At 75.3% G+C, this 586-nt stretch carries 1 protein-coding gene; it reads right to left on the reverse strand.

Annotated elements, in window-relative coordinates:
* On the reverse strand, positions 1-455 hold a 455-nt coding region (locus GCU67_RS21070; protein ID WP_163613459.1), incomplete at its 3' end, for a nuclear transport factor 2 family protein.
* Positions 456-586: the final 131 nt, after the last annotated feature.

Here is a 586-nt window from a genome sequence, read left to right on the forward strand (position 1 = left end):
ACCCAGACCCAGGCGGTGCCCGGCATCCCCTCGACGACCGTCGCGGCCACCGTGCGCGCGGCGATCCGCCACCCGGCGGGGGTCCGCCGCAGCCGGTCGAGGTAGCGCAGGTGCACCCGCGAGCGCGCGCCGTCCCGGTGCTCGTGGGTGGCGGTCACGTAGGTGGCGGCCTCGGCGGTGTCGCCGTCGAGGCGCACCCGGCTCTGGCCCAGCTGGTGGTGGGTGCGGCGGAACTCGGCCTGCCCCCGGCCGATCCGGGCCTGGACGGCCGCCAGCCCCGAGACGGGGCCGCCCCGGCCGGGCCCGTAGTCGGTGGCGCAGTCGGCGGTGAAGACCGTGTCCAGGCCGGCGATGTCGTACTCGTCGACCCGCTCGCAGAACGCGGCCAGCACGTCGGCGATCGCGGCCCGGTCGCGGAGTCCGGCGAGGGCGGCTGCCGGGTCGACGTCGTCCATGCCACTCCTCGGCCGCCGGATGTGCTCGTGCTGCAGTCGTTACCACACCAACGACTAGTGCGACAAGCCGTTGCCCGGACCTCGGGCCGTGCCGTAGGAAGGCCCTGCACGCTGTCGGCTGGGTCACACAA

Origin of the sequence: Modestobacter muralis (assembly GCF_010682105.1) — a bacterium.
GTDB lineage: Bacteria > Actinomycetota > Actinomycetes > Mycobacteriales > Geodermatophilaceae > Modestobacter > Modestobacter muralis.